Origin of the sequence: Kribbella kalugense (genome assembly GCF_004365875.1) — a bacterium.
GTDB lineage: Bacteria > Actinomycetota > Actinomycetes > Propionibacteriales > Kribbellaceae > Kribbella > Kribbella kalugense.
In genome coordinates this window covers 1045457-1062355 of the sequence record NZ_SODF01000001.1, presented here as the reverse complement: position 1 = coordinate 1062355, position 16899 = coordinate 1045457, and the positions used below count along the sequence as shown (strand labels likewise).

Below are 16899 nucleotides of genomic sequence, written 5' to 3'. Positions count from 1 at the left end.
GCCGCTAGCCTCACCCGCGATGAGCGCTGACTTCAGTCCCGAGTTCCAGGCGTACGGCGGCTGGATCGCCGCCGCCGCGATCCAGCAGCAGGACCTGTTCAACGAGGTGGTCGGAAGCGGGGAGCTGCAGGCCGACCTGGACGCCCGTACTCTGACCGGCGACCGCGGCGTCCTCGGTGGGGTCTCACTGCTCGGGAGCTTCTCTGAGCTGGATCACACCTGGCTCTGGGGCTGGGCGAACCCGGGCTTCGGGCCGGACGCGCCCGCTGTGGCGTCGACGCTGCCGGTCCGCGAGTTCGGTGAGCAGCACGGGATCGGAGAGTTCACCGCCGACGCCCCTGACTTGAGCGGGTTCCCGCAACCGACCCAGGCCGCGATCACACTCGCGATCACGGCCGGCTCCGTGCTGGGCGGTCGCGGTGTCTGGTCGACCGCGATCAACGAGGGCCGAGGGCACGTGTACCTGCATGTCGCCGACGAACAGTTGCCGAGGGCAGCCTTCGATCCGATCGCCACGCCACGCCTGCTGGTGACCGCGGTCAGCGTCTTCCCGTCCGACCATCGACAGGTCGTCCGCGGCTACTTCCAGTACTTCGGCCTGCAGTACGACGAGACTCCCGACGCGATCCGCGGTACGGCGCCCAACGGCAAGGTGATCGTCGCGTCGTTCGACGACCACGGCCGCCTCGGCAACGTGAGCGTCTAGAACGCCGGCCTCCGTCTAGAACGCCGGCCAGGGAATCGCGGGCCACTCATCGCTCGGGTACGGGAACGCGCCCGTCTTCAGCAACGTCGCGCAGCGTTCCCGGGTCGCGGTCAGCTCGACGGCGGTGATGAGTTCGCAGAGTTGTTGCCCCAGGCCCCCGGCGAGCTCATCGGCCAACCGGCGTACGTCGGCCAGCAGGTCGGCCGGGATCGGGTCACCGGCCCAGCCCCACAGGACCGTCCGGAGCTTGTCGTCGGCGTTGAACGTGACGCCGTGATCGACGCCGTACACCCGGCCGTCGCCCGGGTTCAGCACGTGGCCGCCCTTGCGGTCGGCATTGTTGACCACGGCATCGAATACGGCCATCCGCCGCAGCGCGTCGTTGTCCGCGTGCACCAGCGTGACCGGGTTGTGGCGGCCGTCGAGCGCCTCCAGTACGCCGACCCAGCCTTTGGGCACGCGACCTTGCGGCACGATGTCGACCAGCTCGGTCTCCCCCACGTTGAGCTCGGCCTCGTCGATCCACAGCTGAACCATGCCCTCACCGAGCGGCCCGTCACGCAGCAGCGTTGGCGGCACGACCGACCAGCCGAGCGCTTCGGAGACGACGTACGCCGCGAACTCGCGCTGGGCCAGCGTCCCGTCGGGGAAGTCCCACAGTGGGCGCTCGCCTTCGACGGGCTTGTAGACCACGGTCGCGGTCTCGCCGGCCAGGCTGACAGAGCCCTGGTAGGTGCCGTTCGACGCCGCGACCAGTCGGCCGTGCAGTGACAGCTCCCCAAGGGCGAGGAGCTCCGGGTTCACGATCATTCCGGCAGGTGCCTGCGGTAGCCGTTGGCACGGGGACAGATATGGCCCTCGGCGTCGATCGGCCGGCCGCAGAACGGGCAGCTCGGGCGACCGGACGCGACCAGCGCGACCGCGCGGCGGGCGAACGCCCGGGCCTGCTCCTCGGTGATCCGGACGGTGAACACCTCGGCGTCGTCGGACTCGATCGCGGCAGTGACCGGGTCGGTCTCCTCGAGGTCCACCTGCTCGCCGGTGACGACCGCGAACACCTCGATCACCACGCGCTCGGCGTCGGCCTCCCAGGCCAGCGTCATGGTGCCGGCCCGGAACTCCTCCTCGATCGGCTGCTCCAGCGGCGCCGTGTCGTCGGCCCCGGTCTGCGGAGCCGGATCGCGGTCGAAACGCCGGGCCACCTCGTCCAGCATCACGTCGAGCCGCTCCGCGAGCGCCATCACCTGTTCCTTCTCACACGCCACCGAGGTCAGCCGCTGCCCGGCCCGGGCCTGGAGGAAGAACGTCCTCGCACCGGGTTCCCCCACGGTGCCGGCGACGAACCGCTCGGGGTCGTCGTAGGTATGAACAACTCGCGCCATGTCTAAACCCTATTACCGTCCGCCGACCACTGCGTCGGACGATTGCTTCTTGGGCTTGCCTTTCGCTGACGGCTTAGGGATCAGCGATGCTAGCTCGCTGCCGGAGTCGTTCAGACGGACCAGGAACGGGCGGGTCGCGGTGTAGGTGATGATCGTGGTCGACGCGGTGTCGACGACGATCCGCTGGAAAGTGTCCAGGTGCTGACCGAGCGCATCGGCAACGATCGCCTTGATCACGTCGCCGTGCGACACCGCCACCCAGATCGCGTTGCTGCCATGACTCTTCGCCAGCGCCGCGTCATGCGCGCGGACGGCGTCGACGGCCCGCTGCTGCATCCCGCGCATCGACTCGCCGTTCGGGAACGTGACCGCGGACGGGTGCTGCTGGACGACGGTCCAGAGCGGATCCTTCGCCAGGGTGGCGATCTTCTTACCGGTCCAATCGCCGTACCCGCACTCGGTCAGCCGCCGGTCGGTTGCCGGACGCAACTCCGGATGGAGCTTGGCGATCGCCGCGGCGGTCTGCTTGCAGCGCTCGAGCGGCGAGGTCACGATCGCGGCCAGCGGCAGTTCGGCCAGCCGCTGCGCGACCGCCTCGGCTTGTTTGACACCGGTGTCGTCCAGCTTCACGCCGGGCGTGCGGCCGGCCAGCGTGCCGGACGTGTTCGCGGCACTGCGGCCGTGGCGGACCAGAATCACCGTGGGCATGCAGTGCACGTTATCGGGTCGGCCAAGTCATGGTGCCATGATGGGTGGCGTGATCGTGGACTGCGGGGTGTACGCCGAGGGGGAACGGCAGGACCTGCCCAAGGACCCCGAGACCGTTGCCCGGGCCATCGACGACGACCGGGAATCGTTCGGGTGGATCGGGCTGCACGAGCCGTCGCACGCCGAGATGGAGCGGGTCCAGCACCTGTTCAACCTGCACGATCTCGCGGTCGAGGACGCCCTGCAGATCCACCAGCGGCCGAAGGTCGAGCGGTTCGGCGACACGATCCTCGTCGTACTGCGGACCCTCTGGTACGTCGACGAGGGTGACGCCGTCGAGACCGGTCAGGTGACGGTGTTCATCGGCCAGCGGTACGTCGTGACCGTCCGCCACGGGAAAGGTGGTGAGCTCGCGACCACCCGGCACCAACTCGAGGAGCGCGCCTCGATGCTCGGCCACGGGCCGGCCGCGGTGCTGTGGGCGATCTGCGACGCGATCGTGGACGACTACGAGAGCGTCGCCGAGCAGGTCGAGATCGACGTCGACGAGATCGAGAGCTCGGTGTTCTCACCGGAACGGACCAGCGACGCGGAGCGGATCTACCGGCTGAAGCGCGAGGTACTCGAGATGCGCCGGGCGATCGACCCGCTGCGCGAACCGATGGAGCAGTTCGCCCACGGAGTTGCCGGGCTGGGTCCGAAAGCGAGCCCGTTCTTCCGCGACGTGTCCGATCACCTGAGCCGAGTCTCCGAGCAGACCGAGTCGATCGACATCCTGCTCCAGTCCGCGTTGAACGCGCACCTCGCCCGCGTCTCCGTCCAGCAAAACGACGACATGCGGAAAATCTCAGCCTGGGTGGCGATCGCCGCGGTTCCCACCATGCTGGCCGGCATCTACGGCATGAACTTCGACAACATGCCCGAACTCCGCTGGCACTTCGGCTACTACGCCGTACTCCTCCTGATGGCCACCGTCTGCACCACCATGTACCGCTTCTTCCGCAAGGTCGGCTGGCTGTAGCCACGGCCGAGGGTTCTCCTCTGGTGTTGCACCTTCTCCACCCTCACACGAGCAGAGAAGGGGCAACACGAACGGATATCCCGCCTCAGGTTGCCGTGATCGTGCTCGTGGCGAGCAGGATGACCAGGACGATTCCGAGCAGCACGCGGTAGAAGGCGAAGACTTCGATGGTGTGTTTGGCGACGAAGCGGAGTAGCCAGGCGATCGACGCATAAGCGACGACGAAGCTGACGACCGTGCCGACCAACAGGGGTACGGCGCCGACGGTGCCGTGGAGGGCGTCCTTCAACTCGTAGACGCCTGCGCCGACCAACGCCGGAATGCCGAGCAGGAACGAGATCCTCGTGGCCGCTACTCGGTCCAGGCCGCGGAAGAGGCCTGCGGAGATCGTTGCGCCTGAGCGGGAGATGCCGGGGATCAGGGCCAGGCACTGGACCAGGCCCATGACGAGCGCGTCCATGAAGGTGATGCGGGTCAGCGGGCGTTCCTTCGTGCCGAGGCGTTCGGCGGCGACCATCACGACCGACCAGCCGATCAGGGCCGCGGCCACCCACCACAGGCTGCGCAGCGGGCCTGAGATCAGGTCCCGGGCCAGGAAGCCGACGATCACGATCGGGACCGAGCCGACGATCACGTACCAGCCCATCCGGTGGTCGAACTCGCCCCGGTGCTCGGGCTTCGCCAGACCGCGCACCCAGGCGACCGCGATCCGGGCGATGTCCTTCCAGAAGTACAGGACGACCGCGGCGATCGCGCCGACCTGGATCACCGCGGTGAAACCGGTGATCGACGGGTCGTCGATCTTCAGGCCGAGCATCTTCGACACGATCGTCAGGTGCCCGGTGCTGGAGACCGGCAGGAATTCGGTCAGGCCCTCGACGATGCCGAGGATGATGGAGTCCCAGATCGTCATCAGTTGCCGACTCCGGACAGCTCCAGCGCCTCGGCGGCGGTCCGCAGGTCGGCGATCCGCTGCTCGACGGTCGACGCGAACGGGGTCAGCGAGACGGTCGTCGCCCCAGCCTCGGCGTACGCCGTGAACTTGTCAGCCATCCGCTCCTTCGACCCGAGCAGCGAGATCGAGTCCAGGAAACCGAACGGTACGGCGGCCATCGCCTCGCGGTGCTTCTTCTCCAGGTACAGGTCCTGGATCTGCTTGGCCTCCGCGACGTACCCCATCCGGACCGCGAGTGCGTTGTAGAAGTTCTTCTCCCGGCTGCCCATGCCGCCGATGTACAAGGCGGCGTACCCACGGATCGGGTCGGCCGCGGCCTGCAGGTCGTCACCGGTCATCAGCGGGGTGTTCACGACGACGTCGAAGCCGTCGAGGTCCAGGTCACGAACCGAGCGGCCCGCCTTGATGTGCGTCAACTGCTCTCCAAGATAGGCAGGATCGTTCAGGATCCCGAGCCAGCCGTCGGCGATCTCGCCGGCCAGCTCGAGGTTCTTCGGACCGATCGCGGCCAGGTACACCGGCACGTGGTCGCGGATCGGCCGCACGGTCAGTTTCAGCGCCTTGCCCGGTCCGTCGGGCAGCGGCAGGGTGAAGTACTTCCCTTCGTACGCGACTGTCTCGCGCCGGAGGGCCGCGTTCACGATGTCAACGTACTCACGGGTCCTGAGCAGAGGCTGAGAGAACCGGACGCCGTGCCAGCCCTCCGAAACCTGCGGCCCGGACAGGCCGAGGCCGAGCCGGAACCGGCCGTTCGACAGCCGGTCCAGGGTGGCCGCGGTCATCGCGGTCATGGCCGGCGTACGGGCGGGAATCTGGAAGACGGCCGCGCCGACGTCGATGCTGGTGGTCTGGGCGGCGATCCAGCTGAGCACTGTGGCGGCGTCCGAGCCGTACGCCTCCGCGGCCCAGGTGACCGAGAAACCGAGTGCCTCGGCCTCCTTCACCAGCCTCAGGTGGTCCAGGTGATCGTCGCCGCCAAACACGAAGCCGATGTTGAGTCCGAGTCGCATGACTGGCGAGCCTAGCGAGCCCTTGTCGGTGGGCCGCAATAGGCTCGGCTCATGCAGCAGCGCTATCTCGGTCACAGTGGACTGGCGGTGAGCCGGCTCGGCCTGGGCACGATGTCGTGGGGGCGGGACACCGACGAGCACGAGGCGCGCGAGCAGCTGGCGGCGTTCGTCTCCGCCGGTGGCACCCTGATCGACACCGCTGCGGCGTACGGCGATGGTGACAGCGAGCAGCTGATCGGGTCGCTGCTCGGCGACGTGGTCGACCGGGACGACCTGGTGATCGCGACCAAGGCCGGCTTCAGCGTCCGCCGCGGTGAGCGGATCACCGACACCTCTCGCGGCGCCCTGCTCCGCGACCTGGAGGGCTCGCTGCGCCGGATGAACGTCGACTACATCGACCTCTGGCAGCTGCACACCTGGTCCGACGACGTGCCGCTGGAGGAGACGCTCTCCGCGCTCGACCACGCGGTCAACTCCGGCAAAGTCCGGTACGTCGGCATTTCGAACTACGCCGGCTGGAAATCAGCCCGAGCCGTCACCTGGCAGCAGGCCTGGCCGGGTCGGGCGATCCCGGTCTCCAACCAGGTGGAGTACTCACTGCTCGCCCGGGACGCCGAGGTGGACGCGCTCCGCGCTGCCGCAGGGCTCGGGATCGGGATCCTGGCGTGGTCCCCGCTCGGCCGCGGTGTGTTGACCGGCAAGTACCGGACCGGCATCCCGGCGGACTCGCGGGCGGCGTCTCAGCATCTGTCCAGATTCGTCGACCCCTATCTCGACGGGCGGGCATCGGGCATCGTTGAAGCGGTCGCACGCGCCGCCGACGGGCTCGGCTGGACCCCGCTCGAGGTGGCGCTGACCTGGGTACGGGATCGCCCCGGCGTGTCGTCGGCGATCGTCGGAGCCCGGACTGCGTTGCAATTGAAGTCGGTGCTCGGAGTAGAGGAACTCACCCTGCCGCCCGCGATCGCGGCGGCGCTGGAGGATGTTTCTTGAGGAAAATGTTGTTCACGTAGGCGGAGGTGCGGATGGCCGAATACGAGTTGCAGCAGTTCGAGGTGCCCAGGACGGAGTCGCGCGGCGCGGTGCGCAAGCTGCTCACCGAACGTGCGGAGTACGGCGGTTGGGAGCTGGCCCGCCTCCGTCGCTACCCGGACGGCACCCGCCGCGTCTGGCTCCGCCGCCGGATCATCCGGGTCATGCGGACCCTCTGAGCAACGCACTCACGAGCTCCCGTCGGCTGCCGACGCCGACCTTGTCGAACGACGCCCGTACATGTTCCTGCACGGTGTGCGGCGACAGACACAACCGCTCGACGATCTGCCGGGTGGAGTACCCACGCAACAACAACTCGGTCACCCGCTGCTGAGCCGGCGTAAGGCCGTGCAGGTCGAGCAACAGCGAGCCCAGCTGGGCCGGTGTCGCCGGCTCGATCACCACGACGGTCTGCCCGTCATCGCCGAGCCGCGACGCCTGGAGCTCGAGCCACTCTCCGCCGCGCGCCCTGACCTTCACCCGCGCGGTCACCCCGCCCATCCGCATCCGAGCGGCCACCGCCCGCACCGCCACCGGCAGCTCTTCCTCGGCTCCCAGCTCGGACATCCAGTGCTCCGCCTCAGCAGTCACCGAATGCCTCCGCAGCAGCCGGTCGAGCACCACCACCCCCGGACCGATCCGAGGCACTCCATCAGCGTCCATCGCAGACACCTGCCCGGCTCCCGCGGCCCCGACCGCGCTCCCCCGAAGCCCGAGGCGCAGTCCCTCACCGAGGTGCGGTGCGAGTCGTCGTACCAGCTGGACCTCGTGGTCCGCGAAACCGGCTTCGGCGTTCTCACGGTGGAGGCAGAGGACGCCCCAGCAGCGGCCGTTCGCCATCAGCGCGGCCCGGAGCTCGTCACCGAGACCTAGCGGCCGCATCACCTCGGCGTACCGCGGGCTGTTCGTCCACTCGCCCTTCGTCGCCTGGCCGAGCGACCGGACCGGATCCCGGCCGCCGGCCAGTACGGCGAACTTGTTCACGTCGGCCTGCCCGAACTCGTTCGCGAGGAACTGCTCGGTGACCGCACCGAGCGGCTCGTCGGCCATCGCCGAGGTGAACAGCACCGTCGCCGGATCGACCGTCGCGAAGAAGGCCGCGTCGACCGTCAGCACACCCCGGAGCCGGGCGAGCACCTCGGACCGCAACTGATCGGCGTCCAGCCCCGCGTAACAGCGCCGGATCAGCACTTCGAGGTGATCCCCCACCCCCATGATCAGGATGCTACGCCGAGTTGCCGCAGGAAGCCGAGGTCGTCGAGCAAGCCCCAGCGCTCCACGATCAGACCGTCGCGAAGCCTCCAGATGTTGATCCCGGGCAGGTTCACAACGGCTCCGGTCGGCGGCACGCCCATCACCTCGCCGCGCTGGGTCCCGCCGGCGGTGAACCGCTCCGCGACGAGGTCGCCCTCCGCGATCAGCTCGTGCAGCTCGCTGTGCCAGTCCGGGAACGCGGCCCGCATCATGCTTCCGGCGGCGCGCATCCCCTCGCGATCCGGCGTGACCCCGAACGGCGGGTCGTGGTTGATGAAGTCCTCGGCCAGGTACGTGTCCACAGCGCCGAGATCCCCCTTGGTGAACAGCCCGTCGATGAAGTCCTTGACGACGGCTTTGTTGCTCTCTGTTGTGCTCATGGCTCGATCGTCTGCGGACGCGACTCCGCGCAGTACCCCGATTAGTTGGGGTTCTGCCGGTGAAATATCTCTGCGACAGAGGTATCTTGCAGAGGTGACCGATGCTCTGGCCGAAGAACTGCTCGCCGCGATCGGATTGGTACGCCGACGTCTGCGGCGATCCGCCGGCCGTCCGTCAGCGTTGTCCGCGCTCACCGCCTCCCAGGCGGAGCTGGTCCGCCTCGTCCGCCGCAACCCAGGGATCTCGGTCGCCGAGGCCGCCGCCGAGCTCGGCCTGGTCGCGAACACCGTCTCGACCCTGGTCGGCCAACTCACCGAGCGCGGCCTGCTGCTGCGCACCCCGGACGAGTCCGACCGCCGGGTCGCCCGCCTGACCCTGACCGAGCCGGCCCGCGAGCAGGTCGAGGCCTGGCGCGACCGCCGCGCAGCCCTCGTCAGCGACGCCCTGGACGGTCTCGGGCCCGACGACCGTGACGCGTTGCGAGCCGCTCTTCCGGTTCTCGGCGTACTCGCCGAACGACTCACCCCATCCGATCTCAAGGAGCGCGTATGAGTGCGGAACCTGCGTCACAGCCAGCGCCGGCCGTGGAGATCAGCGGCCTGAGTCACCGGTTCGGCGACCATCTCGCGGTCGACAGCCTCGACCTGACGGTCGCCCCTGGCGAGTGCTTCGGTCTGCTCGGCCCGAACGGCGCCGGCAAGACCACCACGCTCCGAGTCCTGAACACGCTCTATCCACCGCAGTCGGGCACGGTCCGGGTCTTCGGTCTGGACGTGCATACCCAAGCGATGGCGGTACGACGGATGCTCGGGTACGTACCGCAGCAGCTGTCGATCGAGGGCGCGCTCTCCGGTCGAGAGAACGTGTCCTGGTTCGCGCGTTTGTTCGACGTACCGCGCCGTGAACGGGCCGAGCGAGTCGCTGAGGTGCTCGAGATCGTCGACCTGACCGATGCGGCCGACCGGCTCGCGTCGACGTACTCCGGTGGCATGGTCCGCCGCCTCGAACTGGCGCAGGCTCTCGTCAATCGGCCCGCGCTGCTCGTGCTCGACGAGCCGACGGTCGGGCTGGATCCGGTCGCGCGGGATTCGGTGTGGGCGCGGGTGCAGGACATGCAGGAGCGGTACGGGATGACTGTGCTGCTGACCACGCACTACATGGAGGAGGCCGACATCCTCTGCGATCGAGTTGCGCTGATGCATCTGGGTCAGCTGCGGGCTCTTGGCTCGCCGGCCGAGCTGAAGACGGAGCTGGGACCCGACGCCAGCCTCGAGGACGTGTTCCGGCACTTCACCGGCGAAAGTCTCGCCGCTGCTGAGAAGGGAGGACTGCGCGATGTCCGTGGCACCCGTCGCACCGCCCAGCGCATGGGTTGAGAGCCGGCCGCGTGCCGCGCTGCGGTACTTCTCGCGGATCGGCACGTTCTGCCTGGTCGAGCTGCAGAAGCTGCGGCACGACCGGACCGAGCTGGTCACGCGGGCGATCCAGCCGATCCTGTGGCTGGTGATCTTCGGCCAGACGTTCAGCCGGATCCGGGCGATCCCGACCGGCAACGTCCCGTACCTCGACTACCTCGCGCCGGGCATCATCGCCCAGTCCGCGCTGTTCGTCGCGATCTTCTACGGCATCCAGATCATCTGGGAACGCGACGCGGGCATCCTGACCAAGCTCCTCGTCACGCCCAGCCCGCGCTCGGCTCTCGTTGCGGGTAAGGCGTTCGCGGCCGGCGTCCGTACCATCTCGCAGGCGATCGTCGTCATCATCGTCGCCGCGCTGCTCGGCGTGAATCTGACCTGGAACCCGCTGAAGATCCTCGCGGTGCTCGTGGTCGTCGTACTGGGCGCAGCGTTCTTCTCGTGTCTGTCGATGACGATCGCCGGGCTGGTACTGCGGCGTGACAGGCTGATGGGGATCGGGCAGGCGATCACGATGCCGCTGTTCTTCGCGTCGAGCGCGCTGTATCCGATCGCGATCATGCCGGGCTGGTTGAAGGTGCTGAGCCACGCCAATCCGCTGACCTACGAAGTCAGCGCTCTCCGCGGTCTCCTGATCGGCCAACCGACCAACTACCTGCTCGACTTCTCGGTCCTGATCGTCGCGGCGATCGCGGGCATCTGCGCCGCCTCCGCCCTGTTGAGCCGCCTCGCGCGCTAGAGGTCGTGGCGGACCCAGACATTGGGTTCGACGTAGACGGCGTAGTTGTGCCGTACGTCGCAGTGGACCGGAACGAGGGCCTTCGGTACGACGACGTCGCCGGTCGTATCGAAGGGCAGGCCGGTCCACTCGCGCCATTCGTCGAGGGTGCCCGCGATGACCATCGACCGTGGGGCGACCTGGACGATCTCGGCGCCGGCCTTGACGTGGACGCGCAGCCACGGGTCGACCGGCAGACCGTCCGGCCTGAGCTGCTCGACGTACTCGGTCATCGGCTGGTCGGGATCAGTCTTGCCGTTCGGGCGCACCGGCGCGTAGAGGGTGCTGTGGCCCTTGGCCTTCACGGCCTGGCGCATCGCCTCGAGCATCGTGTGGGACAGACCACGGCCCTGATGCGACGGCCGGATCAGGATCTCCAGTGCACTCGACACGTTCGGCTCGCGACCGTTGCGTGAGTCCGAGAACCCCCAGTGCAGAACGCGATCCCAGCCGCCGGACGGCAGCTCGGTGCGGTTCTCGTCCGGGAACACGAACGGGATGCTCCGGCCGTGCGCGACCGGTTCGCCGTCCTCCGTCGCGACCACGCACTGGTCCGGAAAACGCCCCGCCACCTGGCCCATGAACGCGTTCCCGATCGGGTCGTTGAACATGAACTTCGGCCAGGTGTCGGCGAACTCGTACAGCCGCTCCAGGTACTCAGGCCGCTCGGCCAACGTACTGATCACGATCGGTGCCATGTCCCGCAGTCTGACACCGCAGCAACACGAGTCCAGCGATTAATGCTGTGATCAACCCGGCTCCGACCAGCGTCGCCCCCGCGCCGACCGCCGCGATGATCGGCCCACCGACCAGCAGTCCCGCCGAACTGCTCGCACTGACAACCACCGCCTGCCCGCTCAGCAACGTACGCCGCTCTGCTCCGGCCGATGACCTCGTGATGATGATCGAGATGGCCGCGATCCCGACCACCACGGTCACACCGGAGAACGCTCCCGCGATCGCGACCACCGCCGGCGTCGACCACAAGCCCATCGCGATCCAGCACAGTCCGCTCCAGGACCAGGCCACCGCGGCACAGGCCACCGGCGGGATGCGGCGTACCACCGCCAGCGAGATCAGGGTGCCGATCAGCGAGCCCACGCCGTACCCGGTCATGCCGGCGGCCAAGTACACACCCGGCCGGCCGCGCTGCTCTCCCAGGACCGACAACCCGAGCGTGAACGCGAACCAGGTCACGCACCCGGTCCCCCGGATCAGCCAGCCGTACAACACCTCCGGACGCTCCTTGAGGCTGGCCCGGATCGACGGCAGCTCCCCTCCGTCAGGCGCGCCGGTCGTACGCCGAGCGGGCACTGTGCAGGCGAGCAGCCCGGCGCCGACGACAGCCACCGCTTCTATCCACAGCATCCGGTTCGTGAACCCGGCCGACACCGCCAGTGCACCAACCGTCGGTCCGATCAGCATGCCGACACGGCGGAGGCCGTCCTGCCAGGTGAGCAGCAGGACCGCGCGATCTACGCCCCACCGATCCCCCGTGTCGGCCAGCAAGGCGGATCGGCCCGGGTCCGACAACGCAGTGCCGCAGCCCAGCATCAGACCGCTCAGCACCAACAACTCCGGTGTCAGCAATCCGAGTCCGGCCGCCGCCGGCACCGACGCCAATGCGATCGCCGTCACCATTGCGACCAACGCCAGCCGCGGCCCCGAGTCCACCCACTGCCGAGCCTTCCGCGCCCACCACGGCGACAACAGCATCGGGACTCCGGCCGCGCCGCCGACCAAACCGGTCGCCGCGACCGAGCCGGTCTCGCGCAGGATCACCAACGGCAACGCAACCTGGGTGATCCGCATCGCGAAGTCCGCAGTACCGCTCCCCGCCAGTAACGCCAAGGCCTCGAATCTCGCTCTCACACCTTTGATTCTTGGTCTTTCACCGCTCCCCAGGTAGGCGCCCAACCTTGACTGCTTGCCATAGGCTGAACCTATGGCCTCATTACCAGCGGTCGAGGACCTGCGTTTGGTCCAGGCCATCACGCGTACCGGCGCCGTCGGCACCGCCGCCCGCGAGCTCCGCATCTCCCAGCCCTCGGCGTCCCAACGCCTGGCCCGGCTCGAACGCCTCTGCGGCACCAAGCTCTTCGAACGCGACACCCGCGGCGCCCGCCCAACCCCGGCCGGCGCCGAGCTCAGCCGCCGCGCCGAACACATCCTCAGCCACCTCGAGGAGGTGTACGACGCCACCCGCGCGGCCGCCGCCGGTCGACGACTCGTCATCGGCGCGTTCTCGAGCATCGCGCCGATCCTGTTCCCGATCCTGGACGCCGACCTGGCCGACCTCGAGATCGAGCAGCAGGTCGATCACGGCGACTTCCTGGTCGAGCACGTCGCCGAGGGGACCATGGACGCGGCCTTCATCGCGATCGCCGAGCAGATGACGCTCCCCCGCGGCACCGTCTCGCGCCGCGTCGGCCGCGACGAGCTCGTCCTCTTCGTCCCACCCGGCGCCCGCCCACCGGGCCGCGGCCGCCAGCCGTTGAAGGACCGTCCGATCGCCTTCTCGACGTACGATCGCGGCGCCGAAGACATCCACACCCGCCTGGCCGCCCTCGGCGCCATCCCCCGCCGCGGCGTCACGCTCAGCACAACCGTCGCCATGGCCCGCCGCAGCGCCCACCTCGCCCTCGTTCCCCGCAGCGCCCTCGCCACCGAACTCCGCCCCGGCGAACACCTCACCCCCGCCCCCTTCCGCTACCGCCTCACCCTCTCCGTCGTCACCACCCCCACCCCACCCAAACCCCTCATCACCTACCTCCCCCAACTTCGCGCCACGTTGAACTTGTCGTGAACAGCGGTGAGTCGGGGCCTGGGGTGCGGCAGACTCGGCGGCATGAAGCTGGGGCAGTTGGTGCGGGGACGCCGGGTGCTGGCGGGGTTCTGGGGTGCGACCGTCGTACAGGTCGCCGCCGTTGCGTTTGACGTCAAGATCCTCAAGCAGGCCAGCAAGGTGACGTTGATGCCGCTGCTGTGGCAGTGGTCGCGAACGCAGGACGCGCCGCCGCTCCTCCAGGCAGTCCTGTTGGCGTCAGCCGCCGGCGATCTGTTACTCGAGACCGATCTGCAACTGGCCGGTATGGCGGCGTTCGCGGCGGCTCATGCCTGCTATCTGGCGGTGTTCCTCGCCAACCCGGCGCAGCGATCCTGGCGAGTGCTCGCGGCGTACGCAGCGTTGTGGGCGGCGTTGATCGCCGTGCTGGCTCCGGGCCTCGGCAACCAGCGCGTGCCGGTCGCGGTCTACGCCTTGTTGCTCACAGCAACTGCAGTCGTGTCCCGGTGGCACAACTCACGCAGTGGTGTGGGCGGCGCGTTGTTCCTGATCTCGGACGCGTTGATCGCGCTGCGGATGTCCGGTCGGGACTTTCCGGGACGCGGGGCGCTCACCATGTCGACGTACGCCGTCGGTCAGTACCTGCTGACGTCAGGCGTGACCAAATCTGACCGGTAGTGGTCATCCTCGTTGACCGCTGATCGCCTCCCCTGTGGGGTGGAGGTCATGGCGACCGTCGACGACGTACGACGACAGTTCCGGAACCCGCCGCCCGAGGGGCGGCCGATGATGCGGTGGTGGTGGTTCGGTCCGTCGATCGAGCGGGACGAGCTTGATCGGGAGCTACGGGCGATGGCGGCGGCGGGACTGGGTGGCGTCGAGGTTTCGTTCGTCTATCCGATGGGGCCGGTGACGACGCGCTTTGGATCACCCGAGTTTCTTGAGCTGGTAGGGCATGCGGCTCGGACGGCCCGGTCGCTCGGGCTGCGGTTCGACGTGACGCTGGGCAGCGGGTGGTCGTACGGCGGTCCGCACATCGGACCCGAGTTGGCCGCGCGGCAGTTGCACTGGGATCGCCGCGAGATCGGCGCCGCGGCGTACGACGTACCTGTGGTGGCAGCATGGCCGGGAGATGAGTTCGTCGCGGCGTTCGTCGGTGACGGGTCGGCGCCGTCGTCGTACGTCGAGGTGCCGGTGCGCGATGGGATCATCCACGTGCCGGCCGGCGGTCAGCCGCGCGAGGTGTTGATCGCGACGTCCCGCGTGACCGGTCAGAACGTGAAGCGGGCGGCCGTGGGTGCCGAGGGGCTGACGCTTGATCACTACTCGGCGGCTGCGGCGGAGGAGCACATCCGGCGGGTTGCGGAGCCGTTGCTGCTGGCTGCTGGCGCTGAGCGGCTCGGGTCGGTGTTCTGCGACAGCCTCGAGGTGTACGGCGGGGACTGGACGCCGGCGATCTTCGACGAGTTCGCGAAGCGCCGGGGTTATGAACTGCGGTCGCGGCTGTACGAGCTGCTCGTGGACACGGGTGATTCGAAGCAGCTGCGGATCGACTTCGGGCGGACGCTGTCGGAGCTGTACGAGGACAACTTCCTGAAGGTGTTCCAACACTGGGCATCCGGGCACGGGGTGCCGTTCCGGATCCAGAGCTACGGCGAGCCGCCGGCCACGATGAGCAGCTACCGTTTCGCGGACAACTTCGAGGGCGAGGGTTGGGGCTGGACGCGCATCCCCGAGACCCGCTGGGCATCCTCGGCCGCCAACACCTACGGCCGCTCGGTCGTGTCCGCCGAGGTCTGGACCTGGGTCCATTCGCCCTCGTTCCGAGCGACGCCGCTGGACCTCCAGGGCGAAGCGCACGAGCATTTCCTCTCGGGCGTCAACCAGCTGATCGGCCACGGCTGGCCGTACTCACCGTCGAACGGCCCCGGTCTCGGCTGGATCTTCTACGCGGCCGGCGCCCTCGACGACCGCAACCCATGGTGGCCGACAGCAACCGATCTGTTCGCCTCACTGCACCGACTGTCCTGGCTCCTCCAGCAAGGTACGCCGGTACGCCCGATCAAGATCTACATTCCCGCCTCCGACGCGTACGCCGACCCCGTCGGACCCGAGCCGGGCAACCTGTACCGCGTAGTGCGCCGCCTGATTCCGGAGAGCGTGCCCCGCACGATCCGGGAGGCCGGCCTCGACTACGACCTGATCGACGACGACGCGATCACCGTGGTGGATCCGGCCGACGTCCCGCTGATCGTCGTACCCGATGGGACGACCCTGCCGCTCGAGACCCAGCACTGGCTCGAGGCAGTCCGCACGTCGGGCGGCACGGTCGTCACCGACGTCGACGCGCTTGCGGACCAGCTCCCCTCCGCGCCGATCACTCCGCAGCAGGATGTCGGCGTGGTCCACCGCCGCCTCGACGACGGCGACTTCTACTTCGTCGCCAACACCGGCCCCGAGCCGCGCGAACTCACCTTCGACGAACCGATGGAACGTTGGAGCGCGGAGATCACCGCCGCCAACGTCATCACTCTGCACCCCTACGAGTCGGCCGTCCTGGTCCCAACCACCAGCTCCACCCCGACCGCCTCACCCGCGCAACTCGCCGAACCAGTTCCAGGCCCGTGGACCGTTGCCTTTGACAACGAGAGTCGCCCGATCACGCTCCCCCATCGCTGGGAGGACGACCCGGAGCTGGCGACGTACTCGGGAACCGCGACTTACCGAACCGAGCTCGAGCTCCCTGACACCACCGACCGCCTGCTGCTCGACTTCGGCCCCGGCGAGCTCGTCCCGCCCGACAGCGAGCCCTACCTACCGCCGAACTCCTATCGCGCGATGCTCACCCCACCGGTCGGAGTCGCCGCCGAGGTCTGGCTCAACGACACCCACTGCGGTTCGTTCTGGGCGCCGCCGTACCAGGTCGACCTCACCGACGCGGCGCGACCAGGCATCAACGCCCTGCGCATCGACGTACACAACACGGCCGCGAACGCGCTCTCCGTCTACCAGCACTTAATAGACGCCGCTGATGAAGTCACCGCCCGCTTCGGCCGGCGCTTCGATCTGCAGCACATCGAGCACGCGACCGACTACCTCAACTCCGGGCTGCTCGCCGTACCGAAGATCGTCCGGTCGTCGAAGAGAACCGGCTAGTCCGCGGCGCGCGCCTCGGCGAGGCGCTCGTGATGGTGGATGACCTCGGCAATGACGAAGGCGAGGAACTTCTCGGCGAAGACCGGGTCGAGGCCGGCGTCGGCGGCGAGCGCACGGAGCCGGGCCACCTGAGCCTGTTCGCGGGACTTGTCGGCCGGCGGCATCCCTGTCCGGGCCTTGAGGGCACCGACCTGCTGGGTGCACTTGAAGCGCTCGGCCAGCAGGTGGATCAGCGCGGCGTCGATGTTGTCGATGCTGCTGCGGAGCCGCGTGAGCTCCTCGGTGGCGTTCTCTGCGATCACGCCCCTAGCCTCTC

The 16899-nt window shown here is 68.6% G+C and carries 20 protein-coding genes; 10 read left to right on the top strand and 10 right to left on the bottom strand.

What is annotated here, in order from left to right; all coding sequences use genetic code 11:
• The first annotated feature begins 19 nt into the window (after positions 1 to 19).
• Positions 20 to 706 carry a DUF6882 domain-containing protein gene (locus tag EV650_RS04895; RefSeq protein ID WP_134115761.1) on the top strand — a complete coding sequence of 229 codons (687 nt, stop codon included), beginning with the start codon at positions 20 to 22 and terminating at the stop codon, positions 704 to 706.
• Positions 707 to 721: 15 nt separating this feature from the next.
• Here EV650_RS04895 and EV650_RS04890 read toward each other — a convergent pair whose 3' ends face one another.
• From EV650_RS04890 to EV650_RS04880, 3 genes are read right to left on the bottom strand one after another with little or no spacing between them, the layout of a single operon-like run.
• On the bottom strand, positions 722 to 1516 hold the full coding sequence (locus EV650_RS04890) for an SCO1664 family protein (RefSeq protein WP_134115759.1): 795 nt from the start codon (positions 1514 to 1516) through the stop codon (positions 722 to 724).
• Positions 1513 to 2088: a DUF3090 family protein gene (locus tag EV650_RS04885; protein WP_134115757.1), complete on the bottom strand. Its 576-nt coding sequence runs from the start codon at positions 2086 to 2088 to the stop codon at positions 1513 to 1515. Before EV650_RS04885 ends, EV650_RS04890 begins: the two co-directional genes overlap by 4 nt.
• Before the next feature lie 12 nt (positions 2089 to 2100).
• Positions 2101 to 2796, bottom strand: coding sequence for a histidine phosphatase family protein (locus EV650_RS04880; protein WP_134115755.1), 696 nt, complete (start codon positions 2794 to 2796; stop codon positions 2101 to 2103).
• A gap of 40 nt (positions 2797 to 2836) precedes the next feature.
• Between EV650_RS04880 and corA the strand changes: the two genes are divergently transcribed.
• A complete protein-coding gene (gene corA / locus EV650_RS04875; protein WP_134115753.1) occupies positions 2837 to 3817 on the top strand; it encodes a magnesium/cobalt transporter CorA in 981 nt (326 codons plus the stop codon).
• Positions 3818 to 3902: 85 nt separating this feature from the next.
• On the opposite strand, the gene EV650_RS04870 is transcribed toward corA, so the two are convergent.
• The gene (locus EV650_RS04870; RefSeq protein ID WP_134115751.1) at positions 3903 to 4730 is read right to left on the bottom strand and encodes an undecaprenyl-diphosphate phosphatase; all 828 of its coding nucleotides are present in this window, start codon (positions 4728 to 4730) and stop codon (positions 3903 to 3905) included.
• Positions 4730 to 5782: an LLM class F420-dependent oxidoreductase gene (locus tag EV650_RS04865; RefSeq protein WP_134115749.1), complete on the bottom strand. Its 1053-nt coding sequence runs from the start codon at positions 5780 to 5782 to the stop codon at positions 4730 to 4732. The genes EV650_RS04870 and EV650_RS04865 overlap by 1 nt, the downstream gene beginning before the upstream one ends.
• 51 nt (positions 5783 to 5833) lie before the next feature.
• On the opposite strand from EV650_RS04865, the gene EV650_RS04860 reads away from it, so the two are divergent.
• Both EV650_RS04860 and EV650_RS04855 read left to right on the top strand, forming a co-directional pair.
• Positions 5834 to 6775, top strand: a complete 942-nt coding sequence (locus tag EV650_RS04860; protein WP_134115747.1) for an aldo/keto reductase — start codon at positions 5834 to 5836, stop codon at positions 6773 to 6775.
• 32 nt (positions 6776 to 6807) lie between these two features.
• Complete coding sequence (locus EV650_RS04855) at positions 6808 to 6993, top strand: DUF5703 family protein (RefSeq protein ID WP_134115745.1); 186 nt, start codon at positions 6808 to 6810, stop codon at positions 6991 to 6993.
• Here EV650_RS04855 and EV650_RS04850 read toward each other — a convergent pair.
• Entirely contained in the window at positions 6977 to 8029 is a 1053-nt protein-coding gene (locus tag EV650_RS04850; protein ID WP_134115743.1) for a GAF domain-containing protein, read from the bottom strand. The two genes, EV650_RS04855 and EV650_RS04850, sit on opposite strands and share 17 nt — an antisense overlap.
• 2 nt (positions 8030 to 8031) lie before the next feature.
• Positions 8032 to 8448, bottom strand: a complete 417-nt coding sequence (locus EV650_RS04845; RefSeq protein WP_134115741.1) for an ester cyclase — start codon at positions 8446 to 8448, stop codon at positions 8032 to 8034.
• 94 nt (positions 8449 to 8542) lie between these two features.
• Between EV650_RS04845 and EV650_RS04840 the strand changes: the two genes are divergently transcribed.
• The 3 genes from EV650_RS04840 to EV650_RS04830 are packed head-to-tail and all read left to right on the top strand — an operon-like array spanning position 8543 to position 10603.
• Positions 8543 to 9001, top strand: a complete 459-nt coding sequence (locus EV650_RS04840; RefSeq protein ID WP_238174018.1) for a MarR family winged helix-turn-helix transcriptional regulator — start codon at positions 8543 to 8545, stop codon at positions 8999 to 9001.
• Positions 8998 to 9825, top strand: coding sequence for an ABC transporter ATP-binding protein (locus EV650_RS04835; protein WP_134115737.1), 828 nt, complete (start codon positions 8998 to 9000; stop codon positions 9823 to 9825). The genes EV650_RS04840 and EV650_RS04835 overlap by 4 nt, the downstream gene beginning before the upstream one ends.
• On the top strand, positions 9785 to 10603 hold the full coding sequence (locus EV650_RS04830) for an ABC transporter permease (protein ID WP_134115735.1): 819 nt from the start codon (positions 9785 to 9787) through the stop codon (positions 10601 to 10603). The genes EV650_RS04835 and EV650_RS04830 overlap by 41 nt, the downstream gene beginning before the upstream one ends.
• Here EV650_RS04830 and EV650_RS04825 read toward each other — a convergent pair.
• Both EV650_RS04825 and EV650_RS04820 read right to left on the bottom strand, forming a co-directional pair.
• Positions 10600 to 11340 (bottom strand): GNAT family N-acetyltransferase, encoded by a 741-nt coding sequence (locus EV650_RS04825; RefSeq protein ID WP_134115733.1) that lies wholly within the window; start codon positions 11338 to 11340, stop codon positions 10600 to 10602. The two genes, EV650_RS04830 and EV650_RS04825, sit on opposite strands and share 4 nt — an antisense overlap.
• The gene (locus EV650_RS04820) at positions 11300 to 12514 is read right to left on the bottom strand and encodes an MFS transporter (protein WP_134115731.1); all 1215 of its coding nucleotides are present in this window, start codon (positions 12512 to 12514) and stop codon (positions 11300 to 11302) included. The genes EV650_RS04825 and EV650_RS04820 overlap by 41 nt, the downstream gene beginning before the upstream one ends.
• A 73-nt stretch (positions 12515 to 12587) precedes the next feature.
• Here EV650_RS04820 and EV650_RS04815 point away from each other — a divergent pair, with 73 nt between their 5' ends.
• Genes EV650_RS04815 through EV650_RS04805 form a run of 3 tightly spaced genes read left to right on the top strand, consistent with a single transcriptional unit; the run spans position 12588 to position 16583 of the window.
• The gene (locus tag EV650_RS04815) at positions 12588 to 13448 is read left to right on the top strand and encodes a LysR family transcriptional regulator (RefSeq protein ID WP_134115729.1); all 861 of its coding nucleotides are present in this window, start codon (positions 12588 to 12590) and stop codon (positions 13446 to 13448) included.
• A gap of 42 nt (positions 13449 to 13490) precedes the next feature.
• Positions 13491 to 14105: a lysoplasmalogenase family protein gene (locus EV650_RS04810; protein ID WP_134115727.1), complete on the top strand. Its 615-nt coding sequence runs from the start codon at positions 13491 to 13493 to the stop codon at positions 14103 to 14105.
• Between the two features lie 48 nt (positions 14106 to 14153).
• Positions 14154 to 16583, top strand: a complete 2430-nt coding sequence (locus EV650_RS04805) for a glycosyl hydrolase (RefSeq protein WP_134115725.1) — start codon at positions 14154 to 14156, stop codon at positions 16581 to 16583.
• On the opposite strand, the gene EV650_RS04800 is transcribed toward EV650_RS04805, so the two are convergent.
• Complete coding sequence (locus EV650_RS04800; protein WP_134115723.1) at positions 16580 to 16885, bottom strand: chorismate mutase; 306 nt, start codon at positions 16883 to 16885, stop codon at positions 16580 to 16582. The genes EV650_RS04805 and EV650_RS04800 overlap by 4 nt on opposite strands.
• Positions 16886 to 16899: the final 14 nt, after the last annotated feature.

Excerpts from the sequence above, each read along its gene's own strand:
- EV650_RS04895 (WP_134115761.1), top strand. The coding sequence starts at position 20 with ATGAGCGCTGACTTCAGTCCCGAGTTCCAGGCGTACGGCGGCTGGATC.
- EV650_RS04890 (WP_134115759.1), bottom strand. The coding sequence starts at position 1,516 with ATGATCGTGAACCCGGAGCTCCTCGCCCTTGGGGAGCTGTCACTGCAC.
- EV650_RS04885 (WP_134115757.1), bottom strand. The coding sequence starts at position 2,088 with ATGGCGCGAGTTGTTCATACCTACGACGACCCCGAGCGGTTCGTCGCC.
- EV650_RS04880 (WP_134115755.1), bottom strand. The coding sequence starts at position 2,796 with ATGCCCACGGTGATTCTGGTCCGCCACGGCCGCAGTGCCGCGAACACG.
- corA (WP_134115753.1), top strand. The coding sequence starts at position 2,837 with ATGGGTGGCGTGATCGTGGACTGCGGGGTGTACGCCGAGGGGGAACGG.
- EV650_RS04870 (WP_134115751.1), bottom strand. The coding sequence starts at position 4,730 with ATGACGATCTGGGACTCCATCATCCTCGGCATCGTCGAGGGCCTGACC.
- EV650_RS04865 (WP_134115749.1), bottom strand. The coding sequence starts at position 5,782 with ATGCGACTCGGACTCAACATCGGCTTCGTGTTTGGCGGCGACGATCAC.
- EV650_RS04860 (WP_134115747.1), top strand. The coding sequence starts at position 5,834 with ATGCAGCAGCGCTATCTCGGTCACAGTGGACTGGCGGTGAGCCGGCTC.
- EV650_RS04855 (WP_134115745.1), top strand. The coding sequence starts at position 6,808 with ATGGCCGAATACGAGTTGCAGCAGTTCGAGGTGCCCAGGACGGAGTCG.
- EV650_RS04850 (WP_134115743.1), bottom strand. The coding sequence starts at position 8,029 with ATGGGGGTGGGGGATCACCTCGAAGTGCTGATCCGGCGCTGTTACGCG.
- EV650_RS04845 (WP_134115741.1), bottom strand. The coding sequence starts at position 8,448 with ATGAGCACAACAGAGAGCAACAAAGCCGTCGTCAAGGACTTCATCGAC.
- EV650_RS04835 (WP_134115737.1), top strand. The coding sequence starts at position 8,998 with ATGAGTGCGGAACCTGCGTCACAGCCAGCGCCGGCCGTGGAGATCAGC.
- EV650_RS04830 (WP_134115735.1), top strand. The coding sequence starts at position 9,785 with ATGTCCGTGGCACCCGTCGCACCGCCCAGCGCATGGGTTGAGAGCCGG.
- EV650_RS04825 (WP_134115733.1), bottom strand. The coding sequence starts at position 11,340 with ATGGCACCGATCGTGATCAGTACGTTGGCCGAGCGGCCTGAGTACCTG.
- EV650_RS04815 (WP_134115729.1), top strand. The coding sequence starts at position 12,588 with ATGGCCTCATTACCAGCGGTCGAGGACCTGCGTTTGGTCCAGGCCATC.
- EV650_RS04810 (WP_134115727.1), top strand. The coding sequence starts at position 13,491 with ATGAAGCTGGGGCAGTTGGTGCGGGGACGCCGGGTGCTGGCGGGGTTC.
- EV650_RS04805 (WP_134115725.1), top strand. The coding sequence starts at position 14,154 with ATGGCGACCGTCGACGACGTACGACGACAGTTCCGGAACCCGCCGCCC.